The sequence below is a fragment of the Pseudomonas sp. OV226 genome (assembly GCF_003148705.1).
Lineage (GTDB): Bacteria > Pseudomonadota > Gammaproteobacteria > Pseudomonadales > Pseudomonadaceae > Aquipseudomonas.
Genome location: NZ_QGGS01000026.1, coordinates 26,925 through 47,754, shown reverse-complemented (window position 1 = coordinate 47,754; position 20,830 = coordinate 26,925). Strand labels below are relative to the sequence as shown.

General features: G+C 59.4%; 19 protein-coding genes. 15 read left to right on the top strand and 4 right to left on the bottom strand.

Going from position 1 to position 20,830, the window contains the following annotated elements:
* From C7534_RS28070 to C7534_RS28015, 12 genes are all read left to right on the top strand, one after another.
* Nucleotides 1-474 (top strand): type II secretion system protein, encoded by a 474-nt coding sequence (locus C7534_RS28070; RefSeq protein WP_046027969.1) that lies wholly within the window; start codon nucleotides 1-3, stop codon nucleotides 472-474.
* Nucleotides 475-478: 4 nt separating this feature from the next.
* A complete protein-coding gene (locus C7534_RS28065; RefSeq protein ID WP_046027968.1) occupies nucleotides 479-853 on the top strand; it encodes a type II secretion system protein in 375 nt (124 codons plus the stop codon).
* Nucleotides 828-1,367 carry a type II secretion system protein gene (locus C7534_RS28060; RefSeq protein WP_046027967.1) on the top strand — a complete coding sequence of 180 codons (540 nt, stop codon included), beginning with the start codon at nucleotides 828-830 and terminating at the stop codon, nucleotides 1,365-1,367. Before C7534_RS28065 ends, C7534_RS28060 begins: the two co-directional genes overlap by 26 nt.
* The gene (gene csgE / locus C7534_RS28055; RefSeq protein WP_109787765.1) at nucleotides 1,364-1,756 is read left to right on the top strand and encodes a curli production assembly/transport protein CsgE; all 393 of its coding nucleotides are present in this window, start codon (nucleotides 1,364-1,366) and stop codon (nucleotides 1,754-1,756) included. The genes C7534_RS28060 and csgE overlap by 4 nt, the downstream gene beginning before the upstream one ends.
* Nucleotides 1,753-2,172: a curli assembly protein CsgF gene (locus tag C7534_RS28050; RefSeq protein WP_046027965.1), complete on the top strand. Its 420-nt coding sequence runs from the start codon at nucleotides 1,753-1,755 to the stop codon at nucleotides 2,170-2,172. Before csgE ends, C7534_RS28050 begins: the two co-directional genes overlap by 4 nt.
* A gap of 31 nt (nucleotides 2,173-2,203) precedes the next feature.
* Nucleotides 2,204-3,061, top strand: coding sequence for a CsgG/HfaB family protein (locus C7534_RS28045; protein WP_109787764.1), 858 nt, complete (start codon nucleotides 2,204-2,206; stop codon nucleotides 3,059-3,061).
* Nucleotides 3,062-3,381: 320 nt separating this feature from the next.
* Nucleotides 3,382-4,293: a TauD/TfdA dioxygenase family protein gene (locus tag C7534_RS28040; protein ID WP_109787763.1), complete on the top strand. Its 912-nt coding sequence runs from the start codon at nucleotides 3,382-3,384 to the stop codon at nucleotides 4,291-4,293.
* A 36-nt stretch (nucleotides 4,294-4,329) separates the two neighbouring features.
* A complete protein-coding gene (locus C7534_RS28035; RefSeq protein ID WP_109787762.1) occupies nucleotides 4,330-5,442 on the top strand; it encodes an ABC transporter substrate-binding protein in 1,113 nt (370 codons plus the stop codon).
* A gap of 4 nt (nucleotides 5,443-5,446) precedes the next feature.
* Complete coding sequence (locus C7534_RS28030) at nucleotides 5,447-6,349, top strand: ABC transporter permease (RefSeq protein WP_109787761.1); 903 nt, start codon at nucleotides 5,447-5,449, stop codon at nucleotides 6,347-6,349.
* A complete protein-coding gene (locus C7534_RS28025) occupies nucleotides 6,346-7,131 on the top strand; it encodes an ABC transporter permease (RefSeq protein ID WP_046027960.1) in 786 nt (261 codons plus the stop codon). Before C7534_RS28030 ends, C7534_RS28025 begins: the two co-directional genes overlap by 4 nt.
* Before the next feature lie 25 nt (nucleotides 7,132-7,156).
* A complete protein-coding gene (locus C7534_RS28020) occupies nucleotides 7,157-7,921 on the top strand; it encodes an ABC transporter ATP-binding protein (RefSeq protein WP_109787760.1) in 765 nt (254 codons plus the stop codon).
* Between the two features lie 57 nt (nucleotides 7,922-7,978).
* Entirely contained in the window at nucleotides 7,979-9,361 is a 1,383-nt protein-coding gene (locus tag C7534_RS28015; RefSeq protein ID WP_109787759.1) for an LLM class flavin-dependent oxidoreductase, read from the top strand.
* A gap of 71 nt (nucleotides 9,362-9,432) precedes the next feature.
* Here the strand turns inward: C7534_RS28015 and C7534_RS28010 are convergent, their stop codons facing one another.
* The 4 genes from C7534_RS28010 to C7534_RS27995 are packed head-to-tail and all read right to left on the bottom strand — an operon-like array spanning nucleotide 9,433 to nucleotide 15,056.
* Nucleotides 9,433-10,878 carry a curlin gene (locus tag C7534_RS28010; protein WP_109787758.1) on the bottom strand — a complete coding sequence of 482 codons (1,446 nt, stop codon included), beginning with the start codon at nucleotides 10,876-10,878 and terminating at the stop codon, nucleotides 9,433-9,435.
* Between the two features lie 27 nt (nucleotides 10,879-10,905).
* Complete coding sequence (locus C7534_RS28005) at nucleotides 10,906-11,367, bottom strand: curlin (RefSeq protein WP_046027956.1); 462 nt, start codon at nucleotides 11,365-11,367, stop codon at nucleotides 10,906-10,908.
* Between the two features lie 60 nt (nucleotides 11,368-11,427).
* Nucleotides 11,428-13,674 (bottom strand): Ig-like domain-containing protein, encoded by a 2,247-nt coding sequence (locus C7534_RS28000; protein ID WP_109787757.1) that lies wholly within the window; start codon nucleotides 13,672-13,674, stop codon nucleotides 11,428-11,430.
* Between the two features lie 35 nt (nucleotides 13,675-13,709).
* A complete protein-coding gene (locus tag C7534_RS27995; RefSeq protein ID WP_109787756.1) occupies nucleotides 13,710-15,056 on the bottom strand; it encodes a hypothetical protein in 1,347 nt (448 codons plus the stop codon).
* Nucleotides 15,057-15,344: 288 nt separating this feature from the next.
* Between C7534_RS27995 and C7534_RS27990 the strand changes: the two genes are divergently transcribed.
* The 3 genes from C7534_RS27990 to C7534_RS27980 all read left to right on the top strand — a co-directional run bounded on the left by C7534_RS27990 (nucleotide 15,345) and on the right by C7534_RS27980 (nucleotide 20,823).
* Complete coding sequence (locus C7534_RS27990; RefSeq protein WP_109787755.1) at nucleotides 15,345-16,793, top strand: sensor histidine kinase; 1,449 nt, start codon at nucleotides 15,345-15,347, stop codon at nucleotides 16,791-16,793.
* 185 nt (nucleotides 16,794-16,978) lie between these two features.
* A complete protein-coding gene (locus C7534_RS27985; RefSeq protein WP_109787754.1) occupies nucleotides 16,979-19,786 on the top strand; it encodes a multicopper oxidase domain-containing protein in 2,808 nt (935 codons plus the stop codon).
* Nucleotides 19,783-20,823, top strand: a complete 1,041-nt coding sequence (locus tag C7534_RS27980; RefSeq protein ID WP_109787753.1) for an SCO family protein — start codon at nucleotides 19,783-19,785, stop codon at nucleotides 20,821-20,823. The genes C7534_RS27985 and C7534_RS27980 overlap by 4 nt, the downstream gene beginning before the upstream one ends.
* The last annotated feature ends 7 nt before the right edge of the window (nucleotides 20,824-20,830 follow it).

Here is a 20,830-nt window from a genome sequence, read left to right as displayed (position 1 = left end):
ATGAACGCCTCGCAACGTGGTTTTACTTTGATCGAAGTCGTTGTGACGCTGGCCCTGATCGGCCTGCTGGCCGGCATGGCCGCGCCGCTGACCGAGACCGTGGTGCGTCGGGGCAAAGAGCAAGAGATGCGCGCCGCGCTGTACCAGATTCGCGACGCCATCGACGCCTACAAACGTGCCTTTGATGCCGGTTATATCGAGAAGACGCTCAACAGCAGCGGTTATCCACCGAACCTCAAAGTGTTGGTGGAAGGCGTGCGCGATGTGCGCAGCGCCAAGGGGGCCAAGTTCTACTTTTTGCGTCGGGTGCCTCATGACCCGCTGGCCACGGTCAAGCGTGACGACGACGGTGGCTGGGGCGTGCGCTCTTATGACAGTTCGGCTGAAAACCCGCAGGAGGGCGAAGACGTCTTTGACGTTTACTCCAAGACCCGCGGCAAAGGGCTCAACGGCATCGCGTACCGGGAGTGGTGAGCATATGCGTCGAGAAAAGGGTTTTACCCTACTGGAACTGATGGTGGTCATGGCAATCATCGCGACGTTGATGACCATCGCCTTGCCGCGCTACTTCAACAGCCTTGAAGCGTCGAAAGAGACCACGTTGCGCCAGAGCCTGTCGGCCATGCGTGAAGCGCTGGACCACTATTACGGCGACACAGGGCGCTATCCCGATTCGCTCGATGAACTGGTCGAAAAGCGTTATCTGCGCAATTCACCGACGGATCCGATTGCCGAGCGCAAGGACACCTGGGTCTTGGTCGCGCCCCCTGACGGCGTGGCGGGCGGGGTGGCTGATATCAAAAGTGGAGCCACCGGGAGGGCGCATGATGGCAGCCTGTATTCCGAGTGGTAAGCCGGCCGACGAGGCGGGGTTCACTTACCTCGGTGTGCTGTTTCTGATCATGATCATGGGCATGGGCCTGGCCAGTGCCGGCGAGTTGTGGGCAACCGCTTCGCGCCGGGACCGCGAACGCCAATTGCTGTGGGTCGGGACCCAATACGCCCAGGCACTGCGCAGCTATTACCGCAGTTCGCCAGGTCTTGCGCAGTACCCCAAAGAGCTGGCCGACTTGATACAGGACGAGCGTTTCCCATCGCCCAAGCACCATCTGCGGCAGTTGTACCCGGACCCGATTAACGGAGGAGGTGAATGGGAGTTGATGCGCGGTTTCGATGGGCGCATCACGGGCCTCAGCAGCGCCTCGACGGACACGCCGCTCAAGCAGACTGACTTCCCCAGTCAATGGTCCGATTTCGCCGGGATGGCGAGCTACAAGGACTGGCAGTTCGTGGCCGAGAAAGCCTTCAATGATGGTGCGTCCGGGCCCAAGCCTCAGTCCCAGACCCCTCAGGCACTGGCGCCATGACGAGGCGCTGGCTGGCGGCAGTGATCCTCACGTGCGTGGCGTCCTTTGCCAGCGCCGCTGAAGAGGACGAAATGCTCGGTTTCATCGTCGATGACACGATCTCGCACATCGGCCACGACTTTTACTACTCGTTCAGTGAACGACTGCGTGCCTCCAGCCGGATGGATTTCAACCTGGTGGTCCGCGAACGTCCATCGGCGCGTTGGGGCAGCCTGGTGACCGTGGAATTTCGGCAGCGGCTGGTTTATCGGCGCTTCCTGCCGCCAAACACCGTGGAACTCAAGGACGAGGCCTATGAGGCAGCCGACTTGGTCCGCGCGCAGATTGTCCGGCAGAAGCTGGAGGCTTTATTGCAAGACACTACGGACCTGGAGAGGGACGAATTATGAAAACGAAAACGTTCTTGCAGTGCACCGGCATGCTACTGCTCGGGCTTGGAAGCGGTAGCGTGGTCCAGGCCACGGAGTTGGTCTACACCCCCATCAACCCCTCGTTCGGCGGCAACCCGTTGAACGGCACCTGGCTGCTCAACAACGCCCAGGCGCAGAACGACTACGACGACCCTGACCTGAAAAGCCGCACCGCTGTGGCCGGGACTTCGGCCCTGGAGCGGTTCACCAGTCAGTTGCAATCACGCTTGCTGGGGCAAGTGCTGGACAACATATCCTCGGGCAACTCGGGGAGCCTTTCTACCGACGCTTTTATCGTCAACGTTGTCGATGACTCCGGTGCACTGACCATTGAAGTGACGGACCGATCGACCGGTGAAGTGTCGGAAATTCAGGTGAATGGCCTGGCCCCTTGAGGGGGTTTTGGGACGATGGGGAGTTAGGGATATGAAAAAAATAATAGCGCTAGGGCTGATGGTGGCAATGTTGCAAGGCTGTAATCTGCGTCAGCCGATGTCGGCCGAGCAGGACACCGAAACCCCGACCCTGACACCTCGGGCGTCGACCTATTACGACTTGTTGGCCTTGCCTCGACCCAAGGGCCGGTTGATGGCAGTGGTGTACGGTTTTCGCGATCAGACGGGGCAATACAAACCGACCCCGGCGAGTTCGTTTTCGACCAGTGTGACTCAGGGTGCGGCGAGTATGTTGATGGATGCATTGCAGGCCAGCGGCTGGTTTGTGGTGCTGGAACGTGAAGGTCTGCAGAACCTGCTGACCGAGCGCAAGATCATTCGTGCCTCGCAAAAAAAACCTAATACGCCGGTGAATATCCAGGGTGAGCTGCCTCCGCTGCAAGCGGCGAACATGATGCTCGAGGGCGGGGTCATTGCCTATGACACCAATGTGCGCAGTGGCGGGGAGGGCGCGCGTTATCTGGGGATCGATATTTCCCGGGAGTATCGGGTGGATCAGGTGACGGTGAACTTGCGGGCGGTGGATGTGCGCAGTGGGCAGGTGCTGGCTAACGTGATGACGAGCAAGACGATTTATTCCGTTGGCCGCAGTGCGGGGGTGTTCAAGTTTATCGAGTTCAAGAAGTTGCTTGAGGCTGAGGTGGGGTACACCACGAACGAGCCGGCGCAGTTGTGTGTGTTGTCGGCGATTGAGTCGGCTGTGGGGCATTTGCTGGCGCAGGGGATTGAGCGGAAGTTGTGGCAGGTGGCGGGGGATAATACGCCTGACGCTAATGCGACGCTGGACCGGTACCTGACTCAGACCAAGGTTGATCCGGAGAGTGAGTGAGCGCCGGGGCGGCCTTCGGGTCGACCTGGCTCTTCCCTTGATGTACCCGGGTCAAAGTAGGGAAGCTGGCTGCGATTGGCCGATTGATACCCTTTCTCAAAGACGGCTATCGAAACGGATACTCGTATCGATATTCGTTCGTCTATTCAACTAAAAAGTAATTAGCTAATAACCGTGGTCTTATAGCTTTTCGCTGAATTTAATCGAGGCTTAAGCATATGGATGCACTTATATCTTTATAATAATTTGTGATTAGTCAGGGCTGCTTTTATGTCTTTATGATCTGTCTCACAACAACTCGTGAGACAGGAGGTAGCTCGATGGCAATTCAAATCAAACCGGTCGCGGGTCGAATTGGCGCGCAATTGGAAGGCGTTAAATTAGATGGACATATCAGTGCTGAACAATTCGAGTTTATTAATCAAGCACTGCTGAAATACAAAGTTCTGTTCTTTCGCGACCAACATCTGGATGACGCTGAACACGAAGCCTTTTCCCGGCGCTTCGGTGACCAGGTGCCGCATCCAACCGTACGTTCTGCTGAGCAAAGCACCGCCATTCTGAACCTTGATGCCAAGGAAACCCGGGCCAATTCCTGGCATACCGATGTGACCTTCGTTGCCAATTACCCGAAAATATCCATCTTGCGCGGTGTGGTCATTCCGCCTTACGGCGGCGACACGGTATGGGCTAATACGGCGGCAGCCTACGCTGATTTGCCCGAGCCATTAAAACAACTTGCAGATAATCTGCGCGCGTTACACACCAACTTATATGACTATGCGGCGCCGCGTAATACCGATGAGTCGGGTATTAAACGTTATCGCGAACAGTTTGCGGCTGAAGTCTACGAAACCGAACATCCATTGGTGCGGGTGCATCCGGAGTCGGGTGAAAGAAGTTTGTTGTTGGGGCACTTTGTCAAACAGATACAGGGCGTAAGTCATGGTGATTCGAAACAACTGATTCGCTTGTTCCACGACCGTATTACCCATGTCGACAACACTGTGCGCTGGCGCTGGCAGGAGGGCGATGTGGTGATCTGGGACAACCGCGCCACGCAGCACATTGCGATCAACGACTACGGCGACGCCCAGCGCATCGTGCGCCGGACCACCATCGACGGTGATGTGCCGGTGGGGGTGGATGGTCGCTTGAGCCAGGCGATCAAGCCAAGCCCGGACACCCGCTCGCCGAAAACCGAAGCCGACAAAAAACATCTCGCCGCCTGACCGGCCGACTCTCATTGATTCAAGGAAGACGTGTCCATGGCCTCATTCAAAGCTGATTTCCTGTTTCGCAAGGGCCGCATCGCTGCCGCGCTCGCGGTGGTACTGACGGTACCGTTGGCCCAGGCTGATGTAGTGCGTATTGGTGTAGCGACGGCTGGCGGCGGTGACCCGGTCACCTTCAGTGGCTCGACGTTGGGCATCGTGCGTAACCAGCAATTGTTGGAGAAAGCCTTCGCTGGAAGCGGAACCGAGGTGCAATGGTTCTTCTTCAAGGGGGCAGGTCCGGCCGTCAACGAAGCCCTGTCAAACCAGCAACTCGACTTCGCTTACCAGGGCGATCTGCCCGCAGTCGTCGGGCGCTCCAATGGACTGGACACCAAGTTGCTGGCGGCATTGGGTGTACGCGCCAATCTTTACCTGGCCGTGCCCAAGGGCTCTCCCATCAAAAGCATTGAGGATCTGAAAGACAAAAAAGTCGCCCTGTTTCGTGGCACCAACGGCCACCTGGTGGCAATCAACCTCTTGGCGGAGCACGGTCTTACCGAACGCGAAATCAAGGTGATCAACCTCGATACCGGCAGCACTCAAGCTGCATTGGTATCCAATGGGGTAGATGCCGCATTTGGCGGTCGCGAACTGTTCAAACTGCGCGATAAAGGTCTGATCGACATCGTTTACGACAACCCCACTCAGGATGTGCGCTACACCCGGCAGACTGCACTGGTGGTTCGGGGGGCCTATGAAAAAGAACACCCGGACAACGTGCAAAAGGTCGTCGATACGCTAGTGGACGCGGCGAAATGGACGTCGGAAGACAGCCATCGTGACGCGGTCTTCACTGAATGGGCCAAGAGTAATGAGCCCGCAGAATCACTGCGCGCCGACTTTACCGGGGTCAGCATCAGGGACAGGGCTTCGCCTCTGGTCGACAACTTCCTGCTGAGTCGCTATCAGGCTGTGGCGGATCAAGCCAAGGAAGAAAAACTGATCCGTCGCCCCGTCAGTATCGATGGCTGGTTCGAGACCCGTTATTTGCAAAAATCCCTCAAAACCAAGGGGCTTGAGAATTACTGGACGCCCTACGGACCGGATGGCAAACAGCCGGCTGGTAATGCAGTAGCGGCCGCGACCAGCAAGCAAGGGAGCTAGGCAAATGGCCAGGGCACAGACCGTCAGACTAGAGCCGTACACGGCGCCGGCACCGAACGATAACGTCAAACGTTTTCCACCGTCAGCGGCCCGCCCAGTACGCAAGGTTGAGGTGTCGCGCACCTCAGCCTGGCGCGTCAGTCTGGGTGACAAGGCCTTGCCCTGGCTGTTGCCGCTGGTGTTGCTGGGCTTATGGTACCTGGGGGTGGAACGCGGCTGGCTTTCAGAGCAGGTTCTGCCACCACCCGTCTACGTTTACCAGACCTTGTCGGACCTGGTCACCAGCGGTGATCTCTGGCTCAACGCGTCTGCCAGCCTGCAGCGGGTGGTCGTCGGATTTACATTGGGCGCCTTGATCGGCATCGCTCTGGGCCTGGCCATGGGATTGTCCAGGACCCTGGAGGATTATCTGTTACCCACCTTCAACGCACTGGTGCAAATACCGGTATTGGGCTGGTTACCGTTTGCCCTGTTGCTGTTCGGTATCGGTGAGACGCTCAAGTATGTGCTGATTGCCAAAGCGGCCTTGGTGCCGATCACGCTGTGTACCTTGCAGGCTTTCCGCCAGGCGCCCAAAGGGTTGTTGGAAGTCGGCCGGGCCTACGGTTTCAGTCGTCGGCAAAGCGTCACCTCCATCGTCTTGCCTGCGGCGATCCCGACGTTGTTTACCGGTTTACGTCTGGGCTTCACCAAAGCCTGGTTATCGCTGGTAGTGGTCGAATTGGTGGCATCGAGTGAGGGGCTGGGGTACCTGATCGTCTACGGGCGTCAGCTATTTCAACTGGACCTGGTGATGGCGGCCGTTGTGGTGGTGGGGGCACTCGGGCTGGTGATAGACCGCGGTTTCGATTACGCGGAGAAACGCCTCAATCGGGGGCGGCCAACTGCCGGGGGGCGCCTGTCATGAGTGCGATCTTGTCAGTCGGTCGCGGTAGCCGCCGATATCGCGGTTGGATCTTGCCCATTGCCGCCATAGCCGTCTGGTGGCTGGCATCAAACCAGGGATGGAGCCAATCGGGGCTGTTCGTTTCGCCAGAAAAAGTCGCTGCTACGGCCTGGGATCAAATGGCCTCGGGCAAATTCTGGCGGGCAATTTCTGCCAGCCTGGCGCGCAACCTCAGTGGCTTTTTTATCGGTACCACGCTGGGCCTGGTACTGGGTTGCCTGTTGGGCCTGTCGCGGTATTTCGAGCGATTAGTCGGACCGAGCTTCAATACCTTCAAGCAAATCTCTCTATTCGCCTGGATTCCGTTGATCTCGGTGTGGTTCGGCCTGGGCGATGTGGCCAAGGTGGTGTTCTTGTCATTGGCCGCACTGGTGCCGGTGGTGGTGAATACCTGTGACGGTTTGCGCAACGTCCCCCCCAACCTGTTGGAGGTGGCGCGGGTGTATGGCTTCACCCGTTGGCAAACCATCATCGGGGTGATGCTGCCTTCCGCCTTACCGTCGATTTTCACGGGGCTTTACCTGGCGCTGGTCTATTCCTGGCTGGCGACCATCGGCGCGGAGTACCTGTTGGTATCAGGGGAGGGGATTGGCAACACGCTGATTGATGGCAGCGAACATTTCATGATGGACCTGGTGTTGTTTGGAATGGTGATTATCGGCCTGGTGGGCTGGGGCCTCAACGCATTGGCGCGGACACTTGAGCGGCGGATGCAGCGCCTGTATGGCATCGCTCCTCGTTGATTGGCACTTTCAAAAGGATCGCAACATGCTCAACAACGGCCTGACCCTGGAAAACATCAGCAAGCGTTTCGCTTCCCGACCGGGTAGTTCGACTCAATTGCAAGTACTCGACAACATCCAGCTCGACATTGCACCGGGCGAGTTCATCAGCATCGTCGGCGCCAGTGGCTGCGGCAAATCCACGCTGCTGCGACTGATACTTGGCCTGGACGAAGAATACGACGGGCGCATCCTGCTCGATGGCAAACCCATTGACGGCACTGACCTGGAACGCGGCATCGTCTTTCAGGATCACCGCTTGTTCCCTTGGCTCAACGTCGAGCAGAACGTCGCTGTTGGCCTCAAGAACTCACCCCTGAGCGCCCGGCAGAAACGCGACACTGTGCGCGAGCACGTCGAACTGGTCGGCTTGCACGATTTTATCGATGCCTATCCGCATCAGATATCCGGCGGCATGGCGCAACGCGTGGCGATAGCCCGCGGCCTGGTCAACCGACCGAGCGTGCTGTTGCTGGATGAACCGCTGGGTGCACTCGATGCCTTGACCCGTGCGCGCCTGCAGGGCGAGCTGCAAAACATTTGGCTCAAGGAAAAAATCACCATGATCCTGGTCACCCACGATGTGGATGAGGCGGTATTCCTCGGCGATCGGGTGGTGGTCATGCAGCCCAATCCCGGCCGCATCCGACGCATTGTCGACATCGATCTACCGCGCTCGCGCAACCGCAGTGACAGCCGCTTCATCGCCCTGCGCGACGATGTGCTGAGTGATTTCGCCGAGCTGCACTAAGCCTTTGCGCCGCGCGCGAGCTCATCTTTTTAAGCGTGTTTTTTCAAGGAACGGGAAATGTCCGAACGCCAGCTCAGCCTTAACCTCTTTATCTACCCCAACGGCCATCACGAAGCCGCCTGGCGTCACCCACAGTCGGTGCCGGAATTCTCCATGGATATCGGCTATTACCAGCAATTGGCGCTACGCGCTGAACGCGAGAAGCTTGATGCGATTTTCTTCGCTGACTCGCCGTCACTGGCCGAAAGCGGGCGTGAAGGTTTGCGCATTCGTTTCGAACCCATTACCTGGCTGGCGGCCATTGCCGCGGTGACCCAACGCATAGGCCTGATCGCCACGGCCAGCACGACCTACAGCGAGCCCTACAACCTGGCTCGCTCGTTCAGTGCGCTGGACCACCTCAGCAAGGGTCGCGCCGGTTGGAATATCGTCACCACGTCGATGGCGGCAGCCGCCGCCAATTTTGGCCTGGAGCAACATCCGTCGGCTCATGACCGCTATGCCCAGGCCGAAGAATTCGTGCAGGTGGTCGGTGACCTGTGGGACAGCTGGGAGGACGATGCACTGGTGCTGGACAAGGCTTCCGGGGTGTTTGCCGACAGTGACAAGGTGCATTCGATCAACCACGTGGGCACTCACTACAAGGTCGCAGGCCCATTCAACTCGCCACGCTCCCCGCAGGGTCGACCGGTGCAGGTGCAGGCCGGCTCTTCCGAGGATGGCCGCGATTTCGCCTCCAGGCATGCTGAAGCGATTTTTACCGCGCACCAGACCCTGCAAAGCGCGACTGAATTCGCCAACGACATCCGTGCCCGGGCGAAGGCGGTGGGGCGTGACCCTCGTCAGCTGAAAATTCTCCCGGGCATCAGCCCGTACATCGGCAGCACCGAAGCCGAAGCCCAGCGCAAGTTCGATGAGCTTAACGAGTTGGTGCTGCCGCACGTTTCACTCGGCCAGCTACGCCGCATGTTGGGGGTCGACCTGTCCGGTCACGATCTGGATGCGCCATTCCCGCGCCACTTGATCAACTTCGACAGCAGCGAAAGCCAGTCCAGTCGCTTCAAGTTGATCATCGACATCGTCGACCGCGAGAAGCCGACGCTGCGCCAGCTGATTAATCGCCTGGCCGGTGCTCGCGGGCATTGGGTGCCGGTCGGTACGCCGGTGCAGATTGCCGACCTGATTGAGCAGTGGTTCCGCAGTGGCGCTGCTGATGGTTTCAACGTGATGCCGCCAGCGTTCCCCGAGGGCTTTGAAGTGTTCCTCGATGAAGTGCTGCCGATTCTGCGCAAGCGTGGCCTGTTCCGAACTGAATATGCGGGCAGTACGCTGCGCGAGCATTATGGTCTGAGTCGCCCGGTTTCGCGTTTTGCCTTGAAGTCCGCCTCATCGATCTCTCCATTGCGCAACGGAGTGCAATCGCTTCCAGATTTTGTTTGATTTCTTTATCCGACAAAATAAAAAAACCGCGACCCAGCACCAAGGGTCGCGGTCTATTCCCCCCCATTAACTCATTGCTGTAGCACGGTGGCCTTGTTGGTACTGCCATATTGCTGCACGGTTGCCGTCTGGGTCATGCCGCTTTGGTCGACGCTGGCAATGTTGCCGCTGCCCCCCTGGGTCACATAGGCCACGTTCATGGTGTCAGCCTGTTTGACCGTGATCATGTTGTCGCTGCCGTATTGTGCGGTGTATGCCTGGTTGCTGCTGCCGGACTGGTCGAACTCGGTGCTGTTGCCGTAACCGTTGCTGCTGCCTTGCGCCAGGTTGGTCTCACCGCGCTGGTCGGAGATCAGGATGTTGTCGCTGCCGTTCTGGTCGAAGTACAGCTCGTTGTAGGAATCAGCCTGGCTGACCGTGGTTTTGTTCCCGGTGCCGGACTGGTTGGTGGTCATGATGTGGCCGGTGTCTTTTTGGGTGAAGTTGGCGACGTTGTTGCTGCCGTACTGATTGACGGTTGCCATTTGGTTGCTGCCGAACTGGCCACCCGCTTGCGGACCTTTCCAGTTGCTGGCGTAGACCTTGTTACCGTCACCCATCGAGGTGGCGTTGAGTACATGGCCGTCGCCGGTTTGATAGGTGAAATGCACGTTGCCCGTGCCCTGTTGGTACAGCGCGACGGTCGAGCTGAGGGACTCGAACTGGTCGGCGTAGATGGCGTTGAGGTCGCCAACTTGCAGCACTGTCGCGGAGTTGTTTTCGCCGAAGCTCTGGTCGACCACGGTTTCGTTGGACTGCCCGTATTGATTGATGGTGGTTTCGCTGGCGAGTTGGCTGTCTTGCCAGACTTCGGTGCCGTTGAGGTCGCCGTGCTGGTTGATGGTCAGGGTGCTGCCGTCACCGTCACGCTGGTCGCCGTAGGCATAGTTGCCGCTGCCGGCCTGGTTGATGCCAATCTGGCCGTTGGTCTGGAACGTCTGTTCAGCGGTGCCGTAGTTGCCGTTGCCGTACTGGATGACTGTCGCGTTATTGGCGACGCCCAGTTCAGTCTGTTCGATGTTGGCTTCGTTGTTGTCACCGAACTGGTAGGTCTTGGCGGTCGTAGCGTCCTGACTGTCCTGATAGATGAACGAGAAGTTGCCGCTGCCTGACTGTTGTTGCAGCGCCTCGCTGCTACCCACACCGATTGACTGGCTGGCATGGGCGACGTTCAGGGAGCCAGCCTGTTGCTGGGTGATGGTGCTGCCGTCTTCGTATAGTTGCTCGGCATAGCCGGCGTTGTATTCACCTGCCTGGCTCTGGTCGATGGTGCTGCTGGCGTGGTCTTGCACCGCCGCCGCGTCGTTGCCAAGACCCTGTTGCAACTGGGTGGCGGTACTGAACGGGGCCACGGTCTGTTTGACATCGGCGATGTTGGTATCACCGAACTGACTCTGGTTGGAAACGCTGTCATCGGCGATGGCCTGGGCACTGACAATGACCAGGATGGCGGCGGTAAGGGGCGTCAGTTTGAACATGGTGAAACCTCCAAAGTGATGCAGTGCTTAGCGATATTGTTTGACCGAAACGCTCATGCCGTTGCCGGACTGGGTCACGGCGCTGGAGAGCCCCGTACCGGCCTGGTCGATGCTGGCGTCGTTGTTGTTGCCGTTCTGGGAAATCTGCGCACGGTTGTGGCTGCCGTTCTGGGTGATGGCGGCGTTATTGCCCGAACCTTGCTGGTTGATCATTGCCATCAGGTCGTTGCCTTGTTGCAGGATGTACGCTTCCTGATTACTGCCCGACTGGACAATGGTGCCGAGCAGCGACTGGCCGTTCTGCTGCAACAGCGCGACATTGGCCTGACCGTTCTGATCGATCAGCGCATGCTGGCCAACCGGCGGTGGCAACTCGCCAAGGTCGGTGCCCGGGCCGAGGTCGTCGTTTTCCATCAAGTCGTCGGCGCGCACGCCCGCACTGCTGCAAAGCAGGAGCAGGCAGAGCAGGGCGGCGGTCGGCGTTTTCATGATTCAATCCTTTGTCAAACGGCCTGCCCCATCCACCGTGACGGTGGATGGGGCGAGGGCTCAGTTCGAGACCACCGACACCGAGCGCACGGTGCCTTGGGACGAGCTGATGGTGGCCGTCGGATTAACCGACGGAATGACCGTGGTGGTGTTGTTCACCGTGAGCTTCCAGCGACCGTTCACCGGTACCGCGGTGCTGCCCAGGGTTACCAGCCCGGTCGGGGTGGTCACCTTGATGGTGATGGTGTTGCCGGTGGTCACCGATGAGGTGCCCGCAAAGTCCCAGGTGAAGCGGTTGTTGGAGCGAGCCGTCACAGAGGCCGTGGTCACCGTGAAGGTTTCCGCAGCAGGCCTTGGCGAGACTTGCACCGTGACCGTTGCCGGCGTCGACGCGGCGCCGAAGCTGTCCCGGGCGATGTAGGTAAAGGTCGTGGTGAAGGCCGTGGTCACCGTGCCCGGTGGGGTGTAGGTGATGACGGTGCCGTCGGTGCTGACGGTGCCGCGACCGGCCGCCGGTTGGCTCACGATGGCTGCGCTGAGTGGCACGTTGCCTTCCGGATCGGTGTCGTTGGCCAGCACACTGATCGGTATCGCCACGCCCAGGGTCGTAGCGGCATCGTTGACAGCCACTGGTGGCCGGTTAGGTGCCACCGTAATGGTCACGGTCGCGGCGGTGGTCGAGGCCAGTCCTTTAGAGTCTTGGGCCTTGTAGGTAAAGGTCGTGGTCAGCGGTGTCGTGACGGTGGCGGGTGGCGTGTAGACCACGGCTGTTGTGCCACTCAATGCCACGGTGCCTTGCCCGGCCGCCGGTGGGGTCAGTGCGGTGATGGTCAGTGGCACGTTGCCGTCTGGGTCGTTGTCATTGGTCAGCAGGTTGAGGGTGACAGGCACCCCGAAACTGGTGCTGCCCGTGTCGGCGACGGAAATCGGAGCCTGGTTCTCACCGGTGTCCGGTGCCTTGCCCACGACGACCACTGGCTCGGTGTCACTGCCGCCCGCGGCCGACTTGATCGTAACGGTGGCCGGTGGCTGCGTCAGATCCGGGACGGTCAAGCTCTGCAGAGTGCCGTTCTTCGACAGCCTTCCATAACCCTGGGCAACCATGTCAGGTATGCCCACTTCGTCGGTGGAGGTGGCTTCGATCAGCAGGCTGTGATTGCTCCAGCTGTAGCGAGCCGTCTGGATTTTCACCACGTCCGAGAGTTTGCTCGACACGGACGTCGGGCGGGTCGAACCGGTCGGGTTGGTGGCGGTGATCACGACGACGGGAGGCACAGCGCCATTGACCAGGAGATGCTGGCCGAAGAACACGCCGTTGTTATCACCCACCATGGTGGTCAGGCAAGGCGAAACAGGCGGGCCGGGGACCAGAGCGATGCTTTCGCGGAAGCACAGGGTTGAGCCGGTGTCTGCTTTACCGAAGACTTCGACGCGGGTGTTGATGCCCCCTGTTCCTGAGGTGCGGCGGTAAGTGGCACGGCTCAAGTCCACCGGTGTTTGCGCACGGTTGTCGAGCACTTTGCCGGACAGGGTGAAGAGGTTGGCCTGGATAGTCCCGGCGGGCCCCTCGATGCGCACGAAGTTGGTGTTGTTGGGGCTACCGGTCACTGCTTCGGTGAGGTTCGGGTCGCCAACGAAGGTTTCGATGGCGCCGGTGTCCGGGTTCACTTCCGTATAAGGCCCGTTGACGCTTTTCAGGAACGGCCCGATGGCACCGTTGACCGCGCCGCTGAAGACCCCTGGCGCACCGACGCCGACGTCTCTGGTGATGTTGATCGCACGCCGGCCAGGGCTGGTGACGTTGACCGTTTCCACGCCGTAAGGGTGGGTGATGGTATAGGTGCCGGCGACGGGAATGTTGATCCGCATACGGATCCGCGCGAAGCTGATTTGATCACCGTCGAGCGGGTTTCCGCCGGCAAATGCAGCCTCGATCCCGGCGACGTAGGCGTCCATCCCATAGCCTGCGGCGTTGTTGGGGATATTGGTTTCTGCGAGGAACCAGAAGGATTCGTCTGGCCAGTTATCCGGGAACACCATCGGCTGGGTGTCGTCGAAAATGCCAGGTGTCGGCAGCAGGGTACACATGTAAGCCGGTGGCACACTGACGGGGACCCGCGAGCTGGCGGCTCGGGACTGGCACAGTTCCATCGACAGCAGATTGTTGTCCTGATACCAGATCGGGAACTTCCCGGAGGCAAAGGTATAAGGGCCGGGGTCAACGGCAGCGAGTTGCGCGAAAGCACTGCCGGACAGCGATAGAGTCAGTCCCAAGGCGTTGAGCGCCAGGCGTGGCCAATTGTTCATGATGCCTCCTGATGAGGATCTGGGCATGAGAGCGTTCATTGCACGATGACCACTTCTTCGGTGTCGCTGCCGCCATTGGATGACGTCACTCGAACCTGGGCTGGCGGATTCGGCGAGATGCCGGTGGCCAGGCTTTTCACTGCGCCATCGCCAATGAGGGCGCCAATGGCGACTCCCGTACCCGAGGTGGCGGTGAGCACCGGTGGTGAGGTTTCATCACTGGTCGAGGCGACGATGGTGATTTGTCCGCTGTTCAGGCTGTACTCGGCACGGGAAATCACCACAAGGTCGGTCAGGGGCGACGACAGGGTAGTGGGAGTGCTACTGGCGATGGCCAGGTGGTTGTCGGCGGTCACTTGCAGGGTGCTCGGCAACGTCGGGTTGGTCGACGACTGCGCATACCAGTGGCCGGTGCTGTCCGCTTCGGTCAAGTTCAGCACCGGGTTATTGCTGTCCAGGGTCACAGTCGCCGGTGGCGGCGGGGCCAGGACGAAAACATCCTGCTGGGCCTCAGGCGCACTGGTGCCGGCATGCCGTGAATAGGTGCTGCGCTGCGCAATGACCGGGGTTGGCCGGACCACGCTGGACAGCTTGCCGGAGACAGCAAAGAGGGTGGTACGCAAGTCCAGGCCATTGGGACCTTCGATGCGCACGTAGTTGGTGTTGAACGGGCTGCCGGTGACGGCTTCCGTGAGGTTCGGGTCGCCGACGAATTGTTCGGCGGCGCCGTTGACCGGGTTGGTCTCGGTATAAGGACCGTTGACACTGCGCAAGAATGGCCCGACATCGCCCTTGAGCGCGCCGTCATAGGTTTTCGCTGCGCCGATGCCGATGTCCCGCGTCATGTTGATCGCCCGCCGCCCAGGGGTATCGACGGTGAACACTTCGACGCCGTAGGGGTGGGTCACGACATAGGTCCCGGCAACGGGCACATCGATGCGGATGCGGATTCGCGCGAAGCTGATCTGGTCGCCTTCCACGGGGTCGCCGCCGCTGAAGGCGGCTTCGACTGCCGAGACATAGGTAAGATCGATGCCTCGGGCCGCATCGACGATGGTGGTTTCGCCGGTCGCCCAGAACGCTTCGTCAGGGAAGTTGGTCGGGAAGACCATCGGTTGGGTGTCGTCGAAAACACCTGGTGCGGGAATCAACGAGCACATGTACGTCGGGGCGCCAGGGGCGCTGGGTACCCTGGAACTGACAGCCTTGGACAGGCATAAGTCCAGGGTGCGGCCGTGGGTGTCTTGGTACCAAGCAGCGAAATTGCCGTTGGCGGGCAAGTAGGGTCCGGTGTCCACGGCAAACAGCGTCGCGTGCGCAACGCCTTGAGCCAGAGCGGTCACGACCAGGGCGGTCGCGGTTTTGGACAGTAAAGGGTGCATGAGTATTCCCTCTATCAGAGTACCGCCCCTCGGGGACGGGTCAGTTGCGGGTGAGGTCGGCAACTTCCATACCAATCTTTGAAAACTGGCGGCAGAGGCCCGTAGTGATGGCGTGGGGTGCTACTAAGGTCTGACGGCGACGGACACCGAAGCGGGCGACTGTCCCCACTTTTGGGGGTGGATGGGGCCAGTGGGTAGGTGGGGAAAAGAGGGGGGGAGCCCCCCGGAAATGGGCAATCGCCGAGCAGTGGGCTATAACCCTATAGGGAGTACCGGGGAACATCGGCCATGAATTCGCAAGTAACAGCCCTTCTCAAAGAACAGGGTGATATTCGCTTGAGCTCGCGCAAACGGCCGTTCAATCTGCTGCGCTGGTTTTCGCTGATCAGCATGGCGGTGATCGGCACGGTGGCGGTGGCATTGGGGGCTGTGTCCACGCGTTTCGTGATTACCGAAAGCGTGCAGCGCGATGCATTGCTGACCTCCCAGTTCATTGAAGCGATTGCCTCGGCGGAGGTGCGCCATGTCTCGATCCCTAACGTGCGGACCATGGGCGAGCTGCTCGACCCACGCAAGGACAAGGATTTCCCCGACGTCGACCCGATGGCCCGTGCCAGTGCCCGGGGCGAGTTCCTTGACCATGTCGCACATTTGCCCGACGTGATCCTGGCCAACATTTATTCGCCTGATCGTATGGTGATCTGGTCGACCAATCCGGCATTGATGGGCACCAGGATTCATGCCGATACCGATCTCGATCAAGCGTTCGCTTCCAAAACCCCGGTATCTGCCAGTTATCACAGCGTCGACAAAGGGCGTATGGAACAAAAGTTTGTCACGCCGCCGGACTACATATTTATTGAGAACTACATTCCCTTGTTCGATGCCGACCGCGAGACCGTCACTGCGATGGTCGAAATCTACAAGGAGCCCAAGGATTTGATCGAACGCATGGAGCGCGGCCTGGCGCTGATCTGGCTGGCCACCGCGTTGGGCGGCGGGCTGATTTACCTGGGGCTGTACTGGATCGTGCGGCGGGCGGCGATTCTATTGGCCACACAGCAAAAACAACTGATCACCAACGAAACCTTTGTTGTACTCGGGGAGATGTCTTCGGCAGTTGCCCATAGCCTGCGCAACCCGTTGGCGACGATCCGCTCAAGTGCCGAACTGGCGCTGGAGTTTGACAGCGGCCCGGCGCACAAGAACATCAACGATATCGTCGGGCAGGTGGACCGCATGTCGAAGTGGATCAGGGAATTGCTGCAATCCTTGCGCCCGCTCAACGATGAAGCGGAGCCGGTGAACCTGGTGGCGTGTTTGCATGACAGTCTGCTGGCCTTCGAGCATCAAATCGCCAAGGCGGGGATTCACGTGGTGTTTCAGCCGAAGGAAACGCCAATGGTGTTTAGCCAGCAGGTGCAACTGACGCAGATCCTCAATAGTTTGCTGGCCAATGCACTGGAAGCCATGGACGAGGGTGGCACCCTGACCATCACGCTAGAGCCAACCGATACCAAAGGTATTTGCGTGGTGGTGAGCGACACTGGCAAAGGCATGAGCGAAGAACAGCGCAGCATGGCATTCCGTCCGTTTTACACCACCAAGCAAGGCGGGCTGGGGGTCGGACTGGTGCTGGTCAAGCGAATCATGGATCGTTTCGGGGGCGGAGTTACCCTCAATAGCCGTGAAGGCGAGGGCACTACTGTCCGCTTGTCGTTTAATCGGATTCCCTGAAAGCGGGTATGAACTTTCCCCGTTAGCGGGTGTCAAGCCCCAGTCGTTTTTTCCGGATATGGCACATTGATGTTGATAAGCCATTGTTTTAGCGCGTGTTAATACTTTCGTATAAATCAGTTACAAATCTGGCGAGTTCTTTGCAAAACCCCATTACCCCCTTCACGACTTCGAGGCGGCTGGTGATGGAAAGAAAAGCTCGTTATCCCTACAAATGGTTTGGCCTATTGGCGCCTGTTGGCGTCGTTCTGACGATGACGCTGGGCACAGCGAGTCTGCGTGCCAGCCCGATCGATGACGAGCGACAGCCTGAACCCTCCGACCCTTCGGCTTACTACGATGAGCCGGCTGACGAAGCCACGGCGTTGAATGCGATTTTGAGCATGCCGGAGGCCAACCAGGACGCCTTCGATTTGCCCGATGGCGTCAAGGGCAACCGCGACGAAACTCGCGCAGAAAATGCCCTGCCACCTGCGGTGCAGACCAGTTTCAATTACCCCACCAATGGCAAGCCGAGCCCGTTGTTTGGTGCTCTGCCCTTTACTCAGCAATTGGTGCTGTTTGAAGAGTTCGGCCCGGAAAAACTCGATCCCACCACACCGGCGGCGCCCTTGGGGTTTCCACCGGCAGCGATCGGCCCGTTGCCACAGCAGGACCCGACCAGTGTGGCCCGCAGTGCACCACCGAGCGCGGCACTCGATGCCTTCATGCGTCAACCGGGGCTGACGCCGTTCCCCAGTCAGTTTTCCAACGTGGTGGACCGCAACCCTTGGCAGGCGCAGATCGAGATTTTCCTCAATCGCCATATCGGCTCGGCGGCTGAAGGTCGTCCGCCAGGAAAGGGCTGGTCACATCAGCGCTGGAATGAGTTCTACCCGCAAATGGCCTACAAAACCGTGCAAACCGGGGTGAGGACCAACACCGGGTGGCGTGACAGTCATCAGATGCATGGCTACGCCGTGGGCGAGTTTGGCCCCGGTGGCCTCTACCACAACGTCGCCGGTGTACAGGCCACCGATGGCACCGCCAAAGGCGTCGATGCGCGTTTCCACCCGAACATGCCGGTGCAGAATCACAACTCGGTCTGGACCTTCGACGGCACGTTGCCGCCTAAATTGCTGATGGTGCGTTACGGCCAGCCGGTGTTGATGCGTCACTACAACGGCCTGCCAATCGACCCGTCGGCCAACATGGGCTTTGGCCTGCACACCATCACGACCCACGAACACAACGGCCACGCCCCGGCGGAAAGCGACGGTTATGCCAACGCGTTTTTCTTCCCTGGTCAGTATTACGACTATCGTTGGCCGATCCAGCTGGCCGGCTACGACACGATCAACACCGATGCGCACGATCCACGCGCGGCGTTCCCTTGCGCACCGGGCGAAACCCTGTGGACCAATGACATGAGCCCGAGCCGCAAGACCTGCGAGAACGGCACGATCAAGATCCGTGGCGACTGGCGCGAAACCATGAGCACCCACTGGTTCCACGACCACATGCTCGATTTCACCGCGCAGAACGTCTACAAGGGCAACGCGGCGATGATGAACTACTACAGCGCCCTGGACCGTGGCAATGAATCGGTGAACGACGGCGTCAACCTGCGTTTCCCAAGCGGCAGTGCGTTGCCGTGGGGTAACCGCGACTACGACGTCAACCTGGTGGTGGCCGACAAGGCTTGGGATCAAAGCGGTCAGCTGTGGTTCAACCCGTTCAACACCGACGGCTTCCTCGGTGACCAGGTGCTGGTCAACTGGCAATGGAAACCGACCCTGGATGTGCGCGCTCGCAGCTACCGCTTCCGTATCCTCAATGGCTCGGTGTCGCGTTACTACAAGCTGGCGATGGTGCGGGAAATCAAAGGCACCAGCGGCGAATTCCAGGGCCCTAAAGGTTCGGGGGTGTCCTATGCCCGCGTGCCGTTCCACATGATTGCCAACGACGGCAACATCATGGAACACAGCGTGCCATTTGACGGCACCATGGACCTCGACGCCGACGGCGACAAACAGAACCACAACGCGATCCTGCCGACCCAAGGCATTGCCGAACGCTTCGACATCATCGTCAACTTCGCGAAAAACGGCATCAAGCCTGGCGACAAGGTGTTCTTCGTCAACCTGTTGGTGCATGACGACGGTAAAGGTCCGAAAGAGCCCGTATCGCTGGCAGACGTGCTCTCCGAAAATTACAAAGCGGTGATCAAGCAAACCAGCAAAGGACCAATGTGGGACAAGGGTGACCCGGCGGTGGGCAAAATCCTGCAACTCAACGTCAAGGCCTATACCGGTCAAGACTTGGCCATGGACCCAGCACTCTACGAACCGGCCAAACCGGGTAAAGCCGAAGGCCTGGTGATGATCCCGCTGAAGATCCATCGCGACAACGCGGCCGACAAGGCGCTGCTCGCTCAGGCACGTCACCGCACCTTCACCTTCGGCCGGTCGGACGGCACCGATGAAGCACCGTGGACGGTCAAGACCGATGGCGGCTTCGGCTTCCACATGGACCCGCGTCGCTTGAACACCGCGACTCACTTGGCTAACGGTCCGACCGATGCGGGGGCTGCCGGTTTCGGCACCCTGGAGGTCTGGAACATCAAGCTCGGCGGCAGTGGCTGGAGCCACCCGGTGCATGTGCACTTCGAGGAGGGGATCATCCTCAGTCGAGGCGGCAAGGCGCCACCGGAATGGGAAAAATGGGCGCGTAAGGACGTGTACCGCATCGGTACGGAAAAAGATGGCCTGGACAACGTCGAGATGGCGATCAACTTCCGTGAATTCGCCGGGACCTACATGGAGCACTGTCACAACACCCAGCATGAAGACAACTCGATGCTGCTGCGTTGGGACATTGAAAAACCCGGGCAATTCCAGTTGATGCCAACACCGCTGCCAAGTTGGGATGGTGTGCGCTACGTCAACTCCGCCGCACTGCCTACCTTCCGTACTGGCGACGGCTTCGGCCCTAAAGTGACGGTCAAACCATGAAACGCCGCGAGGGAGCCGACATGAACACGAACATTCACACGCCGCGCTCCCGCGCCTTGGGCATGCACCTGATATTGGTACTGGTTGTCTGTTTGTTGGCCAGTCAGGTGCTGCTGGCCCATGAGGGTGTGCTGGCGCCGACGGAGTCGGCGACACCCTGGGGCGGCGATTATTTCCCCAACACCCTGCTGACCGACCAGGACGGTCAGCAGGTGCACTTTTTCGATGACCTGATCAAAGACAAGGTGGTGGTGATCAACTTCATCTTCACCTCATGCAGCGACTCCTGCCCGCTGGAAACCGCACGCCTGCGCCAGGTGCAAAAGCTGCTCGGCGACCGGGTCGGCCAGGACATCTTTTTCTACTCCATCAGCATTGATCCGTTGAGTGACACACCTGAAGTGCTCAAGGCCTATGCACAACGCTTCAAGGTCGGGCCGGGCTGGAAATTCCTCACCGGGGAATTTGCCGACGTCACCGAGCTGCGCAAGAAACTCGGGCTGTTCATTGAAGGCGTCGACAACGGGCGCAGCAAGGACCACAACCTGAGCCTGATCGTCGGCAACCAGAGCACCGGTCGCTGGATGAAAGCATCACCGTTCGAGAATCCGTGGATTCTGGCCGATCAGTTGGCCAACACTTTGCAGAACTGGAAAAAAGCCAGCGTTGAACAAAGCTACGCCAACGCCCCGGAAATTCGCCCGCCCAGCAATGGCGAAGAACTGTTTCGCACCCGTTGCGCGTCGTGTCACAGCCTTGGACCGATGGACGGCCAGGGCATTGGCATGCGCAGCATTGGCCCGGACCTGATCGGTGTGACCCGTCAACGCGACCCGGCCTGGCTCAACCGCTGGATTCGCGAGCCAGACCGCATGCTGAAAGAGAAAGACCCGATTGCCGTGGAGCTGTTCGAGCGTTACGAAAAAATCCCGATGCCGAACCTGCGTCTGGATGAGAAATCCGCGCAATCGATTATGGAATTTTTGCAGGAAGAAACCGATCGACAGCAGCCGTTGCAAGCGGCGCAGGCGCAATAGCGGCGAA

Coding starts and splice junctions, on each gene's coding strand:
- C7534_RS28070 (WP_046027969.1), top strand. CDS start 1: ATGAACGCCTCGCAACGTGGTTTTACTTTGATCGAAGTCGTTGTGACG.
- C7534_RS28065 (WP_046027968.1), top strand. CDS start 479: ATGCGTCGAGAAAAGGGTTTTACCCTACTGGAACTGATGGTGGTCATG.
- C7534_RS28060 (WP_046027967.1), top strand. CDS start 828: ATGGCAGCCTGTATTCCGAGTGGTAAGCCGGCCGACGAGGCGGGGTTC.
- csgE (WP_109787765.1), top strand. CDS start 1,364: ATGACGAGGCGCTGGCTGGCGGCAGTGATCCTCACGTGCGTGGCGTCC.
- C7534_RS28050 (WP_046027965.1), top strand. CDS start 1,753: ATGAAAACGAAAACGTTCTTGCAGTGCACCGGCATGCTACTGCTCGGG.
- C7534_RS28045 (WP_109787764.1), top strand. CDS start 2,204: ATGAAAAAAATAATAGCGCTAGGGCTGATGGTGGCAATGTTGCAAGGC.
- C7534_RS28040 (WP_109787763.1), top strand. CDS start 3,382: ATGGCAATTCAAATCAAACCGGTCGCGGGTCGAATTGGCGCGCAATTG.
- C7534_RS28035 (WP_109787762.1), top strand. CDS start 4,330: ATGGCCTCATTCAAAGCTGATTTCCTGTTTCGCAAGGGCCGCATCGCT.
- C7534_RS28030 (WP_109787761.1), top strand. CDS start 5,447: ATGGCCAGGGCACAGACCGTCAGACTAGAGCCGTACACGGCGCCGGCA.
- C7534_RS28025 (WP_046027960.1), top strand. CDS start 6,346: ATGAGTGCGATCTTGTCAGTCGGTCGCGGTAGCCGCCGATATCGCGGT.
- C7534_RS28020 (WP_109787760.1), top strand. CDS start 7,157: ATGCTCAACAACGGCCTGACCCTGGAAAACATCAGCAAGCGTTTCGCT.
- C7534_RS28015 (WP_109787759.1), top strand. CDS start 7,979: ATGTCCGAACGCCAGCTCAGCCTTAACCTCTTTATCTACCCCAACGGC.
- C7534_RS28010 (WP_109787758.1), bottom strand. CDS start 10,878: ATGTTCAAACTGACGCCCCTTACCGCCGCCATCCTGGTCATTGTCAGT.
- C7534_RS28005 (WP_046027956.1), bottom strand. CDS start 11,367: ATGAAAACGCCGACCGCCGCCCTGCTCTGCCTGCTCCTGCTTTGCAGC.
- C7534_RS28000 (WP_109787757.1), bottom strand. CDS start 13,674: ATGAACAATTGGCCACGCCTGGCGCTCAACGCCTTGGGACTGACTCTA.
- C7534_RS27995 (WP_109787756.1), bottom strand. CDS start 15,056: ATGCACCCTTTACTGTCCAAAACCGCGACCGCCCTGGTCGTGACCGCT.
- C7534_RS27990 (WP_109787755.1), top strand. CDS start 15,345: ATGAATTCGCAAGTAACAGCCCTTCTCAAAGAACAGGGTGATATTCGC.
- C7534_RS27985 (WP_109787754.1), top strand. CDS start 16,979: ATGGAAAGAAAAGCTCGTTATCCCTACAAATGGTTTGGCCTATTGGCG.
- C7534_RS27980 (WP_109787753.1), top strand. CDS start 19,783: ATGAAACGCCGCGAGGGAGCCGACATGAACACGAACATTCACACGCCG.